Raw genomic sequence first — 2,224 nt, 5'->3', positions numbered from 1 at the left:
CCGTCGACGATCGCCGCGCCATTGTGCAGAGCCAGCCCGGGCGAGCCCGCAGGCCCCTCGAACGCCTCGCCCACCGGCGCCTGGTTCAGCACCCACCGCGCCCTGAGCACCGGATGCTGGACGACCATTTCCTCGGCTTCCGTGTCCCCGACGATCCGGTCGTAGACGCGCACATCATCTACTTGGCCGGCCCAGTGGTCGACGGGGACGGTGGCCCATTGGGACCGGCCGATCTCCAGCCCTCCGGTGGCGAGCCAGCGCGAGGTGACCTCGGGGCTGTCGGTTCCGCGTACCCCGTTCACGTAGATCCGCAGCCGTTTGGAGATGTCGTCGTAAACACCGACCAGGTGTGTCCATTCATCGGTCTGGGCGAGATCTCTGGAGGTGGCCTGGTACCAGCCCACTTCCTGGCTGTCGTGGGCGGTCCGGGCGAACACCCATCGTCCTGTCGCCTCGACGTACTTGAGGTAGAAACCGCTCTTGTAGTCGCCGCGCGCCGAGACCGCGGTGAAGTTCTGGGACGGCGATGTGGCCGTCCCGTCCGCCTTCACCCAGGCCGAGATCGCGAAGCTGCGCATGGTGTTGACCACGGGCCGTTCGGTGGCCGCGTACTGCTGGGCGGTGTTGTCGAACTGCAGTGCGGTCTTCACCTGCCCCGGGGCACCCAGCGTGGCACCGTTGTGGAGGGTGGCCTTCCAGGGAGCGGCGGTGCTGTACACCCGCGGTTCTCCCTGCGGCTCGTCCATGTTCCAGTGCGCGGCGAGGTTGGTTCCTGGCGGTGTTGTTCCTGTGGCGAGCGTTTGGGCCTGCTCGGCTGAGAGGGGCTGGGTGAACACCTTGACGTCGTCGATCGAGCCCGGCCAGTTGTTGACCATGAAGCCGTTGTAGAGGCTGCGTCCGATCTGGAGCGGGCCGTGGGTTTCCAAGGGGGTGACGTTGTTCCCGGTGGCCTGGAGTTCACCGTTCACATAGAGCCGCATCTGCGCCGTGCTCTTGTCGTACACGCCGGTCAGGTGGCTCCACTGCCCGAGTGGCAGCGGCGTATCGTCCACGGCCCACTGCCAGGGAGTGCCGTTGGTGTTGTTGTCGACGGTCGGCCATTCGAAAATGGCCCTGCCGTCGGCGTGCATCCCCAGGACGAATCCGCTCTGGTATGTCCCTGATTGCGCGAGGAGTTCGCCCTGCCGGTGTGCCGTCGGTTTGGCCCAGGCGGACACCGTGAAGCTCTCAGTCGTGTCGACGATCGGCAGGCTGCTTTCGGCGGCCCCGCTGGTGCCGTCCAAGGTCAAGGCTGTGCCGTTCTTGCCTTCGCCGCCCAGCGTCGCCGTCCCGTGCAACCAAGCCGGACGGCCCGGGCCGGTTGAGGTCACCGTGGTGGATCCGGTGCCCTCGTCCAGGCTGAATCGGGCGACCGGGTCGGCGCCGGCGTTGGCGCGGAACTCATAGGTGACCGAGGCGCCGACCTGGTTGGAGGGGGCGATGGCCTGGACGGTGAGGATGTTGGGACCGGACCGGTCCGGCGCGATCTGTACCTGCCGGGCCGCACCCGCGGTGGTGGCCACCGTCCGCGGCGGTTCCTCGTTCAGGGTGATGACGTACCGGTCGGCGACGCCTTCGGAATCGGAGATCGTGAACGTTCCCGGCTGCCCGACGCCACCGTGCCAGGTGTCGTCCTGCGGGTAGTCGGTGGAGGTGATGACCGGTTCACCGGGGACCGCCGGGTTGTAGAAGAAGTAGCAGCCGGTCTGCGCACCCGAATAGCTCCACGGGCCCCACTGCTCCCCGTCCCAGGCCCGCACCCCCCAGCCGATCTTGGTGCCCTGCGGGATCGTGGCCGGCAACTTCATCTGGAACAGGGTGTTGGTGGTCTTGGCCGGGGTCAGCGCCGAGGTCCACTTGGCACCCCAGTCCGACCCGTCAGGATTGTTCGCCCAGTGCAGCGTGAACTGGCCCTGCACCTTGTTGGCGTCCTCGGCGTCGGGGTCCTTGAGGTAGGCGAACACCGTGGGAATGTCGTTGACCGTCTGCGCCTGCCCGCTGGGCAGGCACTTGGTGCCCGGGTTGGCGTACATGGTGCCGGTGTCGGGCTGCAACGGCGGGTTGTTGTACTGGACCCGCAGGTAGGCGTCGTCGGCGAACCGCTTCCACCACGACATCGACGACTCGTTGTAGGCCTTCAGCCCGAACGTGATCGTGGAATGGCCCTTGTTGACCGCGTCCTGCA

Annotated in this window: 1 protein-coding gene; it reads right to left on the bottom strand. The window is 67.1% G+C overall.

What is annotated here, in order from left to right; genetic code table 11:
* The coding region (locus tag E1264_RS42185) for a LamG domain-containing protein (RefSeq protein ID WP_132183141.1) at positions 1-2,224 on the bottom strand (2,224 nt) is incomplete at both ends.

Source organism: Actinomadura sp. KC216 (assembly GCF_004348535.1).
Taxonomy (GTDB): domain Bacteria; phylum Actinomycetota; class Actinomycetes; order Streptosporangiales; family Streptosporangiaceae; genus Spirillospora.
Note: the sequence above shows the minus strand (reverse complement) of the source record. Positions and strands in the feature narration are given on the sequence as shown.